The sequence below is a fragment of the Paraburkholderia hiiakae genome, assembly GCF_904848665.1.
GTDB lineage: Bacteria > Pseudomonadota > Gammaproteobacteria > Burkholderiales > Burkholderiaceae > Paraburkholderia > Paraburkholderia hiiakae.
In genome coordinates this window covers 13,384-28,979 of the sequence record NZ_CAJHCQ010000032.1, presented here as the reverse complement: position 1 = coordinate 28,979, position 15,596 = coordinate 13,384, and the positions used below count along the sequence as shown (strand labels likewise).

General features: G+C 61.5%; 14 protein-coding genes. 8 read left to right on the top strand and 6 right to left on the bottom strand.

From position 1 onward, the window contains the following. Window positions 1–15 precede the first annotated feature (15 nt). Both JMY28_RS36200 and gcvA read right to left on the bottom strand, forming a co-directional pair. Window positions 16–4,857 (bottom strand): NAD-glutamate dehydrogenase, encoded by a 4,842-nt coding sequence (locus tag JMY28_RS36200; RefSeq protein ID WP_201700680.1) that lies wholly within the window; start codon window positions 4,855–4,857, stop codon window positions 16–18. Between the two features lie 179 nt (window positions 4,858–5,036). After that, window positions 5,037–5,960, bottom strand: coding sequence for a transcriptional regulator GcvA (gene gcvA, locus JMY28_RS36195; protein ID WP_201700679.1), 924 nt, complete (start codon window positions 5,958–5,960; stop codon window positions 5,037–5,039). A 187-nt stretch (window positions 5,961–6,147) separates the two neighbouring features. On the opposite strand from gcvA, the gene JMY28_RS36190 reads away from it, so the two are divergent. The 6 genes from JMY28_RS36190 (at window position 6,148) to rpsU (ending at window position 9,590) form a co-directional block, all read left to right on the top strand. Further along, the gene (locus JMY28_RS36190; RefSeq protein WP_201700678.1) at window positions 6,148–6,852 is read left to right on the top strand and encodes an SDR family oxidoreductase; all 705 of its coding nucleotides are present in this window, start codon (window positions 6,148–6,150) and stop codon (window positions 6,850–6,852) included. 10 nt (window positions 6,853–6,862) lie between these two features. Further along, the gene (locus JMY28_RS36185; protein WP_236597202.1) at window positions 6,863–7,441 is read left to right on the top strand and encodes a pyridoxamine 5'-phosphate oxidase family protein; all 579 of its coding nucleotides are present in this window, start codon (window positions 6,863–6,865) and stop codon (window positions 7,439–7,441) included. Between the two features lie 345 nt (window positions 7,442–7,786). After that, complete coding sequence (locus JMY28_RS36180) at window positions 7,787–7,990, top strand: cold-shock protein (RefSeq protein WP_028225987.1); 204 nt, start codon at window positions 7,787–7,789, stop codon at window positions 7,988–7,990. 277 nt (window positions 7,991–8,267) lie between these two features. Next, window positions 8,268–8,492 carry a hypothetical protein gene (locus JMY28_RS36175; protein ID WP_201700727.1) on the top strand — a complete coding sequence of 75 codons (225 nt, stop codon included), beginning with the start codon at window positions 8,268–8,270 and terminating at the stop codon, window positions 8,490–8,492. A 511-nt stretch (window positions 8,493–9,003) separates the two neighbouring features. Beyond that, the gene (infA, locus tag JMY28_RS36170) at window positions 9,004–9,270 is read left to right on the top strand and encodes a translation initiation factor IF-1 (protein WP_201700676.1); all 267 of its coding nucleotides are present in this window, start codon (window positions 9,004–9,006) and stop codon (window positions 9,268–9,270) included. Between the two features lie 107 nt (window positions 9,271–9,377). Then, window positions 9,378–9,590, top strand: a complete 213-nt coding sequence (rpsU, locus tag JMY28_RS36165) for a 30S ribosomal protein S21 (protein ID WP_091997207.1) — start codon at window positions 9,378–9,380, stop codon at window positions 9,588–9,590. A gap of 111 nt (window positions 9,591–9,701) precedes the next feature. Here rpsU and JMY28_RS36160 read toward each other — a convergent pair whose 3' ends face one another. The 3 genes from JMY28_RS36160 to JMY28_RS36150 all read right to left on the bottom strand — a co-directional run bounded on the left by JMY28_RS36160 (window position 9,702) and on the right by JMY28_RS36150 (window position 12,524). Continuing rightward, window positions 9,702–10,214: an HPP family protein gene (locus JMY28_RS36160; RefSeq protein ID WP_201700675.1), complete on the bottom strand. Its 513-nt coding sequence runs from the start codon at window positions 10,212–10,214 to the stop codon at window positions 9,702–9,704. Between the two features lie 5 nt (window positions 10,215–10,219). Then, window positions 10,220–11,422: an NAD-dependent formate dehydrogenase gene (locus JMY28_RS36155; RefSeq protein WP_201700674.1), complete on the bottom strand. Its 1,203-nt coding sequence runs from the start codon at window positions 11,420–11,422 to the stop codon at window positions 10,220–10,222. 154 nt (window positions 11,423–11,576) lie between these two features. Further along, on the bottom strand, window positions 11,577–12,524 hold the full coding sequence (locus JMY28_RS36150) for a LysR family transcriptional regulator (protein ID WP_201700673.1): 948 nt from the start codon (window positions 12,522–12,524) through the stop codon (window positions 11,577–11,579). A 392-nt stretch (window positions 12,525–12,916) separates the two neighbouring features. Between JMY28_RS36150 and adh the strand changes: the two genes are divergently transcribed. Both adh and JMY28_RS36140 read left to right on the top strand, forming a co-directional pair. After that, window positions 12,917–14,437, top strand: a complete 1,521-nt coding sequence (gene adh / locus JMY28_RS36145; RefSeq protein ID WP_201700672.1) for an aldehyde dehydrogenase — start codon at window positions 12,917–12,919, stop codon at window positions 14,435–14,437. 58 nt (window positions 14,438–14,495) lie between these two features. Next, window positions 14,496–14,885, top strand: coding sequence for a DUF779 domain-containing protein (locus JMY28_RS36140; protein WP_201700671.1), 390 nt, complete (start codon window positions 14,496–14,498; stop codon window positions 14,883–14,885). Here JMY28_RS36140 and JMY28_RS36135 read toward each other — a convergent pair. Then, window positions 14,882–15,592 (bottom strand): ATP-binding cassette domain-containing protein, encoded by a 711-nt coding sequence (locus JMY28_RS36135; protein WP_201700670.1) that lies wholly within the window; start codon window positions 15,590–15,592, stop codon window positions 14,882–14,884. The genes JMY28_RS36140 and JMY28_RS36135 overlap by 4 nt on opposite strands. Window positions 15,593–15,596: the final 4 nt, after the last annotated feature.

The window sequence follows — 15,596 nt, the reverse complement described above, 5'->3', positions numbered from 1 at the left end:
CCGTCGTCCAGGTCCTCAGGCCCTTTCGAGCGCCGCCATCGCCCTCACGATAACGAGCAGCACGGAAAGACTCACGCCGGTGGAAGCACGCAGTTCCGTAAGCAACTGCGCATAACGCTCCAGCGCTGTCTCGTGCTCTGCACACCACGCGTCCACGAGCGTTTGTGCGTCCGCGGAATCGGCGCCTTGCGCAAGCACGCTCGTGGTGAGCGCGCGCTTGAGGTGCGCCACCTCGGCGAGCGCCGCCGCGCGCGCCATGGTGTCCCAATGCGTCGGCGTGGGCAGCGTCGCCGCACGCTCGCCGATCCAGCTGTAGTTGAGCCGCGTGCCCAAGGCAAAGTACGCCGCGGCAACGCGCTCGAGCGGCCGATCGCACGCGGCAGCCACATCGGCGATGTCGAGCAGTGCTACTGAAATATCTCCACTCGCCACACGCAGTGCGAGCGCGTTTTCAACGCCCGCCTTCACGAGCTCACCCTGGCGTGCCGAGAGCGCTTCGAGATCCGCTTCGGGCAACAGCGTCGGCAATTGCGGTGCGAGGCGCTGCGCGGCGTCGCGGCAACGCGCCAGCAGCGTGCTCACACCATCGTTACTGACTGCGGCCGCCTGGAGATGACTCAGGAACCATAGCGCCGCGCGTTCGAGCAGCCGCGCGACGGCGACAAACATGCGGGCCTGCACGTCGTCGGCCACGCGGTTGTCGAGCGCGTCGATGGCGCGCCAGATAGCGTTGAGTCCGAATACGTCCTGCGCCATGACGCACGCGCGCACAATTTCACCGGGCTGCGCGTCGGTTTCCTCCATCAAACGGTGTACGAATTCGCAGCCCACGCGGTTCACAAGCGCGTTCGTCAGATGCGTCGCCAGAATTTCGCGCCGCAGCGGATGCCGATGCATCGGTTCGCTAAAGCGCTGCTGCAGCGGCTGCGGGAAGTAGTCGATCAGCAGGTCCGCAACGAGCGGGTCTTCCGGCACGGACGAATCGAGCAACGCGTCGTAGAGCCACATCTTGCTGTACGCGAGCAACACCGCACGCTCCGGCGAGGTGAGCCCGAGTTTCGCAGCCTGACGCTCGGCGATTTCGTCGTCGGTCGGCAGGAATTCGATATGGCGGTTCAGACGCCCTGCGCGTTCGAGCCAGCGCATCATGCGCGATTCGGCGTCGAGCAGTTCCGCAGCGTAGCGGCCCGCGATCGAAAGCGCCTGCGTCTGGTAGTAGTTGTCGCTCAGCACCAGCAGGCCGACTTCGTCGGTCATCTCCGCGAGCAACGTGTTGCGCTGCTTCGTCGTCATTTCGCCGTCGCGCACCACGAGTCCGAGCAGGATCTTGATATTGACTTCGTGGTCCGAACAATCTACGCCTGCCGAGTTATCGATCGCATCCGTGTTGATGTGGCCACCATGCTGGGCGAACTCGATGCGGCCGAGTTGCGTGACACCGAGATTGCCGCCCTCGCCCACAACCTTGCAACGCAGCTCCGAGCCGTTCACGCGTACAGCATCGTTGGCGCGGTCGCCGGCCTGCGCGTTGGTCTCGCGCGCGGATTTCACATAAGTGCCAATGCCGCCGTTATAGAGCAGATCGACGTTCGCCAGCAGAATCGCGCGAATCAACTCGGTTGGCGAGAGCGCTGCCGCCTCGATGCCGAGCACCGTTCGCACCGCGGCCGACAGCGGAATTGTCTTCATGGTGCGCGCGAACACGCCGCCGCCCGCCGAAATCGTGGCGGGATCGTAGTCGGCCCAGCTCGATCGTTCGAGCGCGAAGAGCCGCGTTCGCTCGGCGAGGCTCACGGCCGGATCGGGGTTGGGGTCGAGAAAAATGTGCCGGTGGTCGAACGCCGCGACGAGTTTGATATGCGGCGAGAGCAGCATGCCGTTGCCAAACACGTCGCCCGACATGTCGCCGACGCCGACCACGGTGAAATCGGTCGCTTGCGTATCGACGCCCATTTCGCGGAAATGCCGCTTGACCGACTCCCACGCGCCGCGCGCCGTGATCGCCATCTTCTTGTGGTCGTAGCCCACCGACCCGCCCGAGGCGAAAGCGTCGTCGAGCCAGAAGCCGTATTCAGCGGATATCGCGTTCGCGTAGTCAGAGAACGTAGCCGTGCCCTTGTCGGCGGCCACGACGAGGTACGGGTCGTCGGGGTCGTGGCGCACGACATCGGGCGGCGGCACGATCGCGTTGTTCACGAGATTGTCGGTGAGATCGAGCAGACCACGCAGGAAGGTCTGATAGCACGCTACGCCTTCGCGCATCCACGCTTCGCGCTCGCTCGCCGGCGGCGGGTTCTTCACGACGAAGCCGCCCTTCGATCCCACCGGCACGATCACGACGTTCTTCACCATCTGGGCTTTCATGAGACCGAGCACTTCGGTGCGGAAGTCCTCGCGGCGATCCGACCAGCGCAGGCCGCCACGCGCAACGCGTCCGCCGCGCAAGTGCACGCCCTCCACGCGCGGCGAATAGACCCAGATCTCGAACATTGGCTTGGGCTCGGGCAGCCCGGGCACTTTCGATGGATCGAATTTGAACGAGAGCGAGGGCCGCTCCGCACCATTGGCTTCGCGCCGGAAATAGTTCGTGCGCACCGTTGCGTTGATCACGCCGAGGAACTGGCGCAGGATGCGGTCTTCGTCGAGATTGGGCACCTGGTCCAGCGCGCTTTCAATGGCCTTGAGCATGAGCGCCGTGCGTTCTTCTCGCGCCTGTGAATCGCGCGGATCGAACCGGAGTACGAACAGTTCGACGAACTGCCTCGCGATCGCAGGATTGCCGGTTAGCGCACGCTCGATATAGGCGTCGCTGAAGGTCGAGCCCACCTGGCGCAGATACTTCGCGTAGGCGCGCAGGATCGTGACTTCGCGCGCGCTCAGGTAGGCACGCAGCACAAGCCGGTTGAAATCGTCGTTTTCGATGCGTGCGTTCCAGACGCTTTCGAACGCGTCTTCGAACAGGCTCTTCACGCGTTCGATATCGAATTCGGCGTCGTCCGCGAGTTCAAGGCCGAAATCGTGAACCCACGCAGGCTCACAGGACGGCGCCTCGATCACATAGGGCCGTTCTTCGTCCACGCGCACGCCGAGATGTTCGAGCCTCGGCAGACTGCGCGAGAGTGCAATGGCTTCGCCCGCACAATAAACCTTGAAGCGGAACGTACGCGGCCCCGCTTCGATGGGGCGATACAGATTCATGGCAATGCGCGGCGTTCCCTGCACGCGCTCGATCAGTTCGATGTCGCGTACCGCCGTGCGTGCGGGGTAGTCGTCGCGATAGCCAGGCGGAAACGAATCCGCGTACCGATGCAACAGACGCGTGCCCTGCTCTTCCCCGAATGCGTCGAGCAGCGCATCGGCCAGATCGTCCTGCCAGCGGCGTGTGACCTGCACGAGCCGCGCTTCCAGTTCGCGCGTGTCGACTTCGGGCATCGTGCCGGGCTCGGCGTGCACGACGAAATGAATCCGCGCGATGGCCGACTCCGAAAGCAGTGGCGTGAACTCCACGGAAACGCCGTTGAATGCCTCCACGAGCAGGTTTGCAATGCGCCGCCGCAGATCGGTGTTGTACTTGTCGCGCGAGACGTACACGAGGCACGAAACGAAGCGATTGAAGCGGTCGCGCCGCACGAATAGCCGCGTGCGCTGGTGTTCCTGCAAGCGCAGCACGCCGAGCGCGATGTCGAAAAGCTCGTCTTCACTCGCCTGCAGCAGTTCGTCGCGCGGATAGGTTTCGAGCACCGTCACGAGCGATTTGCCGAGGTGGCCTTTGGGCAGAAAACCCGCGCGTCGCACGATGTTTGCGCATTTGCGCCGCACGATCGGGATTTCGGCGGTGGACACCATATAGGCAGTCGAGGTGTAGAGGCCCACGAAGCGGCGTTCGCCGCACACCTTGCCATCCGTGCCGAGGAGCTTCACTCCGACATAGTCGAGATAGCCGGGCCGGTGCACGGTGGCGCGCGAGTTCGCTTTCGTCAGGAAAATGGGCCATGCGCCGCCGATGATGTCTTCGGCCGCGGGAGGCAACGGCGTGATGTCGGGCGTGCCCGGCGCGCGCAGCGATTCGCGCAGAATGCCGAGGCCCGAGCCTTCCACACCGCGCAGGGCGTAGCCGCCGTCGTGCGAAACCAGCGCGTAATCGCGTTGGCCGAGGAACGTGAAATGATCGGCCACCATCCATTCGAGAAACGCGCGCCCTTCGATGTCCTCTGCGCTCGTTTCGCGCGCTTTCATCGTCTTGATGGTGTTGCGCGCGGCCTCAAGGAGGCTCGGCCAGTCTTCTACGGACGCCCGCACGTCGCCAAGCACCTTGGCAATGTCGCTGCGCAATTCGTCGAGCTTTGCTGCGTCGCCGCAGCGGTCCACTTCGAAATGGATGAACGAAGCGAGTTGCGATTGCCCGTCGCCGGCGCTGGCGCCGCCCTCGTCGACGCGCTCGATCGCGCCGTCCTTGCCGCGCCAGATCCGGAATACCGGGTGCAGCGCGGAATGCAGCGCGAGCCCCAGGCGGTTGACGGCCATGGAAACCGAATCGACGAGAAACGGCATGTCGTCGTTCACGATTTCAATGACCGTGTGGTCCGAATGCCAACCGTGCTGTTCGAGGATCGGGTTGTAGACCTGCACGCGCTCGCTGCCCGGCACGAACCGCTGCGCGGTTCGCCAGTGCGCCATGGCGGCGCCGTAGAGATCGGCAATGCTGCGGCTACGCAGATCTTCGGCGTCGGCGAAATCGTAGTAGTGCCGCAGGAAAGGCTCGACGACCTGGAACGTAGGCTCGGGCAAGCGCGCCCGCGCAAATTCCACGACGTCGGAGAGCAGATGGGCGACGAATTCTTCGTTCCTCGCTAGCATGACGGACTCCTTGGCGGATAGTCATCGACTGCATCGGCGGTTCGGTCATTATGCACCGGCAAGGTGATCGAACGATGAATGCGTGCACACGAGCTGCCTCACGGCGAGGCGTTGCACGCTCACGCGCTGCGTTGCAATGCGGATGATGGCGCAGAACTTGCCGGCTGCGAACGCTCGCTTCAACGCGCTAAGGGAGCCGCTTTCGAAGCGTAATTGAATTGGGCTAGCAGCCAGGTGCGAAGCTTCTGGCTCGTCTCCCACCGGACGCTGGCCTGCGGGAGGACAACGTAATAACCCAGCGAGAGTGGCAACGAAAAGTCGAACAGGCGTTGCAACCTGCCGGCCGCGATATCGCGCTCGACGAGATGTTCGCTCGTGAGTGCAATGCCCTGCCCTGCAATGGCGGCATCGATGGCAAGCGACGACTGACTGAAGCGCGGCCCTTTCAGGGTACCAGGTTCGTTTGTGCAACCCAAGGCGTTGAAAAACTCCGGCCACAAATCATGAGAATCGTGGAGCAGCACAAAATTTTTCAGGTCCGCGATCGTGCGCACCGGGTAATCGGGCTTGAGCAGTTGCGGGCTGGCCACGGCGAACACCTGCAGCGGGAATAGCAGATCACTGGCCAGACCTTTCGCGAACGGTGGCTTGCCAAGGCGAACCGCGATATCCACGCCATCGGACCTGAAGTTGCACAGCGCCGCATCAGCAATAATCCGGACGTCGATTTCCGGGTGCTTCTCGCCAAACTCTGCTAGCCTGGGTATCAGCCATTTCGAAGCGAATGACGGCGTCGTGCTGATCGTGAGGGACGTCGAGCGCTGGTTCAGCGCCTCTGTCGCGTCTGCGACGATCGTGAGCGCGCGTTGAACGGCAGCGGAGTACGTATGCCCCTCGGTCGTGAGAGCGAGACCTCGCGGCCCTCTTGCGAAAAGGGGCAAATTCAGGGCCTCCTCCAACACCCGCACCTGTTGTGCAACCGCGCCTTGCGTCACGCCGAGTTCCTCGGACGCGAGGCGGAAATTGAGGTGCCGGGCGGATGCATCGAACGCGCGGAGCGCATTCAGCGGCGGCAAATGGCGTGGTTTCAATGAGTGCTTCAATGGGTGTATTGGCTATTGGAACGCCAGCAATTCGCCAGCGGCCATTCGGCAGTGAGCCAGTAGTAATTTTATTGTCAGACTATAAGAAACATCATTCGACAATTCAATCATAACGCCATACAGTTTCTACACGAAAGCCCATTGAGCGCAGCCCTGTCGCGCTGAATCTATTCAAGGAGAGAGCAACATGGCAGTAGAAAAAGTAGCACTCGTCACGGCTGCCGGCAAGGGTATGGGCGCGGCGATCGCGCGCGAACTGGCAGCCAACGGCTACCGTCTTGCCTTGATGTCGCCCTCTGGCAGCGCGGCGGAACTGGCGAAAGAGCTTGGTGGACTCGGCTTTACGGGCTCGGTCACCGAGCCCGACTGTATCGACCGATTCGTTCGCGAAACGCTCGAAAAGTACGGTCGCATCGACGCCGTGGTGAACAATACGGGGCACCCACCGAAGGGCGATTTGCTGTCTATCGCCGACGAACAGTGGCACCTCGGGCTCGATCTCATCGTGCTCAACGTCGCTCGCGTGCTGCGCCGCGTGACGCCAGCATTTCTCGAACAAGGCGGCGGAGCGGTGGTAAATATCTCGAGCTTTGCCGCCGACGCGCCGGAGCAGGCCATGCCCGTTTCCTCTGCGCTGCGCGCCGCGTTGAGTTCGTTCACACGTCTCTATGCCGATCGCTACGCCAAGGACAATATTCGAATCAATTCCGTTCTGCCGGGATTTATCGACAGCTGGCCCGAAACACCCGAGATCGTCGCCCGCATTCCGGTTGGCCGCTTCGGCAAGACACAGGAGATCGCGCAAACGGTCGCGTTCCTCTTGTCGGATGCCGCGGGGTACATCACGGGGCAAAACATCCGCGTCGATGGCGGTATCGTGCGTGGTCTCTAACGCTTCCAATATGGATCAGATCGTCGACGCGGTTTGGGCACGCCTGCACGCGGGCGCTAACGCCGACAAGGAACGCTCTCCCTTCACAATGCTGCAGGCCGCGACGATCGCGCTGGACGGCGCACCCGCCGTGAGGACGGTTGTGCTGCGACGCGCGTCTCGCGAGCAGCGTTCCGTCATGTTTCATACCGACGTGCGGTCTACGAAGGTGGCCGAATTGAGGCGCGACCCGCGGATATCGCTCGTCGGCTGTGATCTCGATGGTGGAGTTCAAATACGTCTGCATGGCGTTGCGAGAATCGTCGAAGCGCCTTCGGAAACGAGAGGGGTCTGGAACTCGAGCAGACCTCGAACGTTGATCGTCTATCGCACGCCGATCGCGCCCGCGACGCCGATTACGTCTCCCACTGAAGCTCATGCAACGACGCATGTCGAAGGTCTCGACTCGTCGGCCGGATTCGATAACTTCTGCCTGATTGAAGTGGCCATATCGAGGATCGACTACCTCGATCTGAATCCTGCAGGGCATATGCGGGCCAGTCTTGTGTTTGAAGAAGGAAAATGGCGCGGCACCTGGATAGCGCCTTAAATTGGCGAGCTGCTTTATATTTGCTTGCCCGCGTAAGCGTCCAGAACCCGGTTCTCTTTCGCAGATACCGGGGTTCTGGACGTTACCCGCACTGCCCTCCCAGGCAACGAGCAACCAGGTAGGGCCACATCGTTGCGCCTGCAAATCGGGCGACCTGTTGTAACAGTTACAAGATAAGTGTTGACGCGGGGCCGCCCGGCGGGTAACGTGCTGGTCGAAGGTCAAGAAGTTCGATTGCTGTTCATCAATTGCTCGCTTCTCGGCGGTATTCGTTGCCCACTCCCTCCTTGTCACTTCACGCGCTCTTAACAGAGCAAAATCTTCGTTTTTTCTCAAGGATTCTTTATGGATACCGGTACCGTTAAGTGGTTCAACGATAGCAAAGGCTTTGGTTTCATTACCCCGGACAAGGGCGGCGACGACCTGTTCGCTCACTTCTCCGAGATCAGGAGCGACGGCTTCAAGACGCTGGCTGAGAATCAGAAGGTGAGCTTCGAAACGAAGCAAGGCCCGAAGGGTCTGCAAGCGGCTAACATCAAGCCGCTGTAAAGTTTGAAGGGCCCGGCATCCGACGACGGACGCCGGGTTGCAGCGACACCCTCGCGGAGCTTTGTCTCCCAAAGTTGGCGCGCGCTCTTTGCTGCACCTGTTTATTCAGCAGCTTGCCAAGCGCCACACGCCTCGTTGCACCTCATTCTCCCATCTGGCTCCAACGCCACTTTTTCGCTTTCCGACCGCTTCAGATTCGGCTTGCAATGGCTTTGAACTGGCGCACCCGTGTACATTTCACACGGCGCACGGAAATTCGAACATCATTAAAATTAAAATGCAAAACAAACAAATTCAACAGTACAACGGCTATGCCGTTCAAGCCTCGGCGCATCGTTTGCCCGACGGTAGTTTTTCATCTAACCTGCTGCTCGAACGCACCGATAGCGCGCGAGCCGAAGGTTGCTACCAGTTCTATTCGCTCGATTACTTCGCGAGTGAAGAGCAGGCGCTGCAGCACTCGACACGCTGGGCACGCAACTGGGTCGACACGCGCGGTTAAAGACGACCCTGCGGTTCGAAACACCCAACGTATCTGCGGCGCCAGGGCGGGTGCCACCAAACGCGCCCCAACGTCGCGCGGCGCACCCTCGGCACGCGTGGCTGACAACAGCCGGCCTTCTGGCCCCGCCGATAGTGGCCGGGCAGATGGCGGCATTCGGTTACAATAGAGGCCTCGTTCGCTTCGCACAGCGCCTAAAAGACGCGTGTCGACTAGCCGCGAATTTTCCTTTGATTGATAGTCCAGTGAGACTGGCGATAACAGTGCTCGCTGGACTGCACGCCCCGACTCGCATCGGACCTGTATTACGAGCCGCCGCGTCTGGCCAATCCCCTCGCGTAGCTGATTCGCCGCCTGGACAGGGCGGTGTCCATGACTTCGAGGACGCAAGGACTGCCCGGCAATTTTCATGCTGCCCACTACCGCGCGAGCGCGTGTCGATCAACGCTCGCGGCTTCTTCCTCAATGCAGCATCCGAGCGCATGTCCCGCCAATTGATCAGGAACCTTGAATGGCCAAAGAAGAACTGCTGGAACTCGACGGTATCGTTGACGAAGTGCTGCCAGATAACCGTTTCCGCGTCACGCTCGACAATGGCGTGATGGTAGGGGCGTACGCTTCCGGTCGCATGCGCAAGAATCACATCCGCATCATTGCGGGCGATCGGGTAACACTGGAACTCTCGGTGTACGATCTGACGAAAGGACGAATCAATTTTCGACATAAGGATGAACGCAGCGGCGGCGCAACGCAAAGAGCCGCATTTCGCCGTCGTTGATGGCGCGATAAGCGACCGTCGGCTGTGACCCTGACCGGTCTCGCAACGCTGCCTGCACATCCTCATCACCATTCGCTATTGCTGCTGGATCTCAACCAAGGAAAAAATTGACTACCGTAATTCTGAAACCCGACGAGCCCGTGGAAGTTGCATTGCGTCGTTTCCGTCGCGCGATCGAGCGCACTGGCTTGATTCCGGAGCTTCGCGCCCGGACCGCTTATGAAAAACCTACCGCAGAACGCAAACGCAAAAAGGCTGCTGCGGTGGCACGCCTGCGCAAGCAGATCAAACGGTCGTTGCCGCCGAAAAAGCGGTACTAAGCGGGAATTGCTGGGCAGCCATGCTGAAGCGGCCGCCCGGTGCCCAGTTTCCGGGGACGGCCATGAGCCGCTTTCGCGCGTCGAACGTGCCTCTCCGGGCACTCTCGCGAGTCAACCTGCCCGGTTTGGCCACGAGCCGCGCTTGACGATTGCCCAATAGATCCAGCCGATCAATACCAGCGACACCGCCCCAATCATCGTTGGGAGTGCCAGGAAAGACCATCCTGGCTGCACCGCGAAGATAATGACCGGATTGCTGCCGGCCGGTGGATGAACGGTCCGCGTCAGCATCATCAGCATCAATGCAGACGCGGCGGCAACAGCCATGGGCACATACCCCGGGCCAAACAGATGCAAACACAACAAGCCCGTCAGCGACGTCAGGACATGCCCTCCTATGATGTTTCGCGGTTGTGAGAACGGGCTGAAGGGAAAACCAAACAGCAGGACACAGGTGGCCCCGAATGAGCCGAGAATCCAGGGTTCCGAGGTCTCTTGTGCCAGCATGCCCACGAGAGCCAATGCAACGAATGCGCCCAGGCCGGCAAGCAGAATGCCGCCAGCCTGGGTACGCCACGTTGAGGCCCCGTTGGCGCCGGCGGAAGCGGCGGTCGGGGTCGTCATGGGCGTTAGGCCACCTTGAATCGGGCCGCTTCTTCCGATCCCTTTGTCGCGTTGCCCGCACTGTACGAGTGCGCGCCGACACCAGCGAGCTTGCCACCCTGTACGATCAGATATTCATCGCGAATCGGGCGACCCTCGAAGTAGCACTCAAGGATCTCGCGCGTTCCCGCAGCGTATCGGGCCTGTGCAGAAAGGCTGGTGCCGGAGATATGAGGCGTCATCCCCTGGTGCGGCATGCTGCGCCACGGATGATCGGCCGGCGCGGGCTGCGGAAACCAGACGTCGCCGCCGTAGCCCGCCAACTGACCGCTTTTCAGCGCGTCGACAACCGCGTCGCGATCGCACAGCTTGCCGCGAGCGGTATTGATCAGATACGCGCCGCGCTTGAAATTCCTCAGCGTCGCTGCATTGATCATGTGCTCGGTCTCGGGATGCAGCGGGCAGTTCAGCGTCACGACATCGCACGCTTTCGTGAGGCTCTCGAGATTCGAGTGATACGTCAGGTTGAGTTCCTTCTCCACCGCTTCCGGCAGGCGGTGACGATCGAGATAGTGCAGCTTCATGTCGAACGGCTTGAGCAGTCGTAGCACGCGAAGCCCGATGCGGCCGGCGGCGACGGTACCGACGTGCATGCCCTCGACGTCATACGAGCGCTCGACGCAGTCCGCAATGTTCCAGCCGCCCTTATTTGCTATGTTATGCGAAGGAATATAGTTACGCACCAGCGCAAGTGTGGTCATTACGACGTGTTCGGCCACACTATTGCTATTGCAATAGGTCACTTCCGCCACGGTGATGCCACGATCCATGGCTGCCTGCAAATCGGTGTGATCCGAACCGATACCGGCGGTGACGATCATCCTGAGTTTCGGCGCCTTCGCGATGCGCTCGGCCGTCATGTAAGCCGGCCAGAACGGCTGCGAAATGACAATTTCCGCGTCGTGCAGTTCGCGGTCAAGCTCACTGTCTGCGCCGTCCTTGCTTGAGGTCACCACCAGTTGATGGTCGTTCGATTCCAGATACTTGCGCAGGCCCAGTTCGCCCGAGACACAACCCAGCAAATGGCCCGGCGTGAAATCGATTGCCCTGGGCGTCGGCGTGGTCTGACCATCGGGATAGCGCGTGATTTCAGGAAGGGTGTCACGGGCATACTGCTTCGGCATACCGTTGACCGGATCGTCATACAGCACACAAACAATTTTTGCCACGATATCTGTCTCCACTCTGATGGACGAGGAACCGGGGGCCTCTGGCGCCCCCGGCTGTACGATCGCGCTGCATGCGACCGATCGACGGACAGAGTGTCAGCGACAAACGCAGTGGCGATCCAATCGTTTCGACGTATCACCTGATAAGCGAGACTTATGAAATGCCGGTGGACGCTTCGACGCTCACGCGTGGTGAATCAAGGAACGCGTCGAAGCTGGACTGGAGATCGAGATGTTTCGCGGCTCTCCATAAGGCCGCGACCAGCGGTGGGCGAGACGGCAGATCGCGAGCAATCAGGCCAATCTCTCGCGTGAGTTCCGGCTCGAGCGCAGTCACCGCGTCCCGCTGGGTACTGTTCATGGCGCTCAGCACGCTATGCGGCAGCACCGTGTGAAGACCGGCGTGCTCCACGTTGGAAATCAACGTAAGCAACGAATCGGCTTCGAGCACGACTTTGGGCTGCACGCCCGCGCGACGGAAGGCGGCATTGATCACCTGACGATTCTGCATTGAGGAATCCAGAAGACCAAACTGCAAGTCGCCCAAGGCATCCCAGCGACCCACTCCGGAGCACACACTTTCACCCGATCCTGATGGCGAGACGAGGACATACCGTTCACGATAAAGCGAAAGCACTTCAAACCCGGCCTGCGTGTGATCGTCTAGATAGGTGAAACCGATGTCGAGTTCATAGTCGTCGAGCTGTCGCAGGATGGCGTCCGAACTCAGCGAGCGCACCGCGAAGCTCAACATGGGATGCGCCTCACGACAGGTTGCGATGAGCATGCTCACGACTGGCATCGTCGTGGGAATGACGCCGATCCTGACCGTGCCGGTCAGCAGGTTCGAAGCCGAGACGTCCTGCCTCATGTGGTCGAGCGCCGCAATGGTCTGGCGTGCCCAACCGAGTACCCGCTCGCCCTCCTCGGTGAGCCCGAGAAAGCGGCGACCACGCCTGACGATCACGAGGCCAAGTTCGTTCTCGAGACTGCGTATCGCAGACGAGAGCGCCGGTTGCGTCACGTTACAAAGCTCAGCAGCGCGCGCGAAATGCTGCTCCTTTGCCAACGTAACCAGGTAGTTGAGTTGCCGGATGAACATCGCTTGTCCCGTGGTTCGGAGGGCGGCACGCTCCATATCTGGAAGCGCTGGCGAATGTGCGCCAACCTGCATACGACATTCAACTCATGGCTCGAAGCACCTTCGTGCTCGTACACATGACACGGTCGCGAGGTTCCGCTCCTCGTTATGTTCGGTGATATATTACGCTAAATCTTCTCGGGCGCCGACCTGGTGCAGGGCCCCTCGCCACGTGAAGCGCCTCGCGCGTATCGAAGCCCGCGCACTCGCGCTCTGACTCGACCCCGGTTCGTTCCCGACTTGTGCGGCGCAAAACCAAAACTTCGGAAATTGTCCGAATAGGGGCGTAGTATTCCCTGCGATATAACGAAGCGGTCCAACCCCTGTTCGATCGATATGCGAGGAGCACGCCCATGAACCACGCTGAGCTGCAATATCTCACCACGGAATTTCCCTTCCGCAAGCAATACGAGAATTTCATCGGCGGGCAGTGGGTCAAGCCGGTCGGCAACGAGTACTTCGACAACATCTCGCCGGTCACGGGCGAGCCGTTCACGTCGATACCCCGTTCGCGCGAAGCCGACATCGAGCTGGCGCTCGACGCCGCCCACAAGGCGAAGGACGCGTGGGGCCGCACCGCCCCCGCCGACCGCGCAAATCTGCTGAACAAGATCGCCGAGCGCATCGAGGCCAACCTCATGCGGCTCGCCGTGGCGGAAACCATCGACAACGGCAAGCCGCTGCGCGAGAGCATGGCCGCCGACATTCCGCTCGCGATCGACCACTTCCGCTATTTCGCGAGTGCGATCCGCGCCCAGGAAGGCGCCATCTCGCAGATCGACGACAACACGGTCGCCTATCACTTTCACGAGCCGCTCGGCGTGGTGGGCCAGATCATTCCGTGGAATTTCCCGATCCTGATGGCCACCTGGAAGCTCGCGCCCGCGCTCGCGGCCGGTAATTGCGTCGTGCTCAAACCCGCCGAGCAAACACCGGCCTCGATCCTCGTGCTGATCGAGCTGATCCAGGATCTGCTGCCGCCCGGCGTGGTCAATGTGGTGAACGGTTTTGGCCTCGAAGCGGGCAAACCGCTCGCCTCGAACAAAAGGATCGCGAAAATCGCCTTCACGGGCGAGACCACGACGGGCCGGCTCATCATGCAGTATGCGAGCCAGAACATCATTCCCGTCACGCTGGAGCTGGGTGGCAAGAGCCCGAACATCTTCTTTGCCGATGTGATGAATCACGACGACAGCTTCCTCGACAAGGCGCTGGAAGGCTTCACGATGTTCGCGCTCAACCAGGGCGAGGTCTGCACGTGCCCGTCGCGGGCGCTGGTCGACGAGAAGATCTACGATCGGTTCATGGAACGAGCGCTCGAGCGCGTGGGCGCGATCGTCCAGGGGCATCCGCTGGATCCGAAAACGATGATCGGCGCGCAGGCCTCGCAGGAGCAGCTTGAGAAAATCCTCTCGTACCTCGATCTGGGCAAGCAGGAAGGCGCGCAATGCCTCACGGGCGGTGAGCGCAACCCGCTCGATGGTGATTTGAAGAATGGCTATTACATCAAGCCAACCGTGTTCCGCGGCCACAACAAGATGCGCATTTTCCAGGAGGAGATCTTCGGGCCGGTCGTCTCGGTAACGACGTTCAAGACCGAGGAAGAAGCGCTGCAGATCGCCAACGACACGCTGTACGGGCTCGGCGCTGGCATCTGGACGCGAGACGGCACGCGTGCCTACCGCTTCGGCCGCGCGATCCAGGCGGGGCGTGTGTGGACGAACTGCTACCACGCGTACCCGGCACACGCGGCGTTTGGCGGCTACAAGCAATCGGGCATCGGGCGCGAGAACCACAAGATGATGCTGGACCATTATCAGCAGACGAAAAACCTGCTGGTCAGCTATAGCGACAAGCCGCTCGGCTTTTTCTGATGTGTGCTGCGCGCCTCGCCGCGGCAGGCGAGGCGTCGAACGGTTGGGAGGACTCACCATGGACGATGACGTGTCTCGCGTCGTCGCAACGCCCGCGGCCATCTCGCTGATCGAAAAGCTGGTGGAAGAGCACGGCCCCGTGCTCTTCCACCAGTCGGGCGGCTGCTGCGACGGCAGCGCGCCCATGTGCTTTCCAGCCGGCGAGTTCATGGTCGGCAATGCCGATGTGAAGCTCGGCGTCATCGCGGGCGCACCGTTCTACATGAGCGAATCGCAGTTCGAATACTGGCAGCACACGCAACTCATCATCGACTGCGTACCGGGCAACGGCGGCATGTTCTCGCTGGAGCGCCCGACCGGGCTGCGCTTTCTCACCCGCTCGCGTCTGTTCGACGACACGGAATCGGCGTGGCTCGACCATCATCCTGTCGAGCATGTGCAGGGTTAGGGCGTCGCGCGAATGCGATGTGTGAAAACGCCCGGGAGCGCGTCGGCGTCGACGCGCCCATCGGTGAGCGGCACCACCTCGTCGCCAAACGCGGCAACATCTTCGGGGTCGTGCGTGATGAGCAGCATGGGAATGTCGAGACGCGTCTGCAGCGCCAGCAATTCGCGGCGCATGCGCTCGCGCAACGCATGATCGAGCGCCGAAAACGGCTCGTCGAGCAGCAGCAATTGAGGCCGGGAAACCAGCGCACGCGCGAGCGCCACGCGCTGCTTCTGGCCGCCCGAAAGGTGCACGGGATGGCTGGCCGCCACGCCGCGCAGCTCGAGCGCATCGAGCCAGTACTCGACGTCGGGATGCGCTTCGCGGCGGCCCGGATTGAACCACCCCCTGTGCAGACCGAACGCAATGTTCTGTCTCACGTTCAGATGCGGAAACAACGCGTAATCCTGGAACAGATAGGCGATCCGGCGCAACTGCGGCTTGAGGTCTACGCCGTTCGCGCTATCGAACAGCACTTGCTCGCCCAGACGAATCGCGCCTTCGTCGGGCCGCAGCAGGCCCGCGACCGCCTGCAAGGTCAGCGTCTTGCCCGAGCCCGAGGGGCCGAACAGCACGACGCGCTGCGCGTGCGTTTCGAACGCGACGTCGAGCAGAAAGCGGCGTCCGGCCGATTCGAGTGTTTTACGCACGGCTACGGTCAGCGCCATGGCG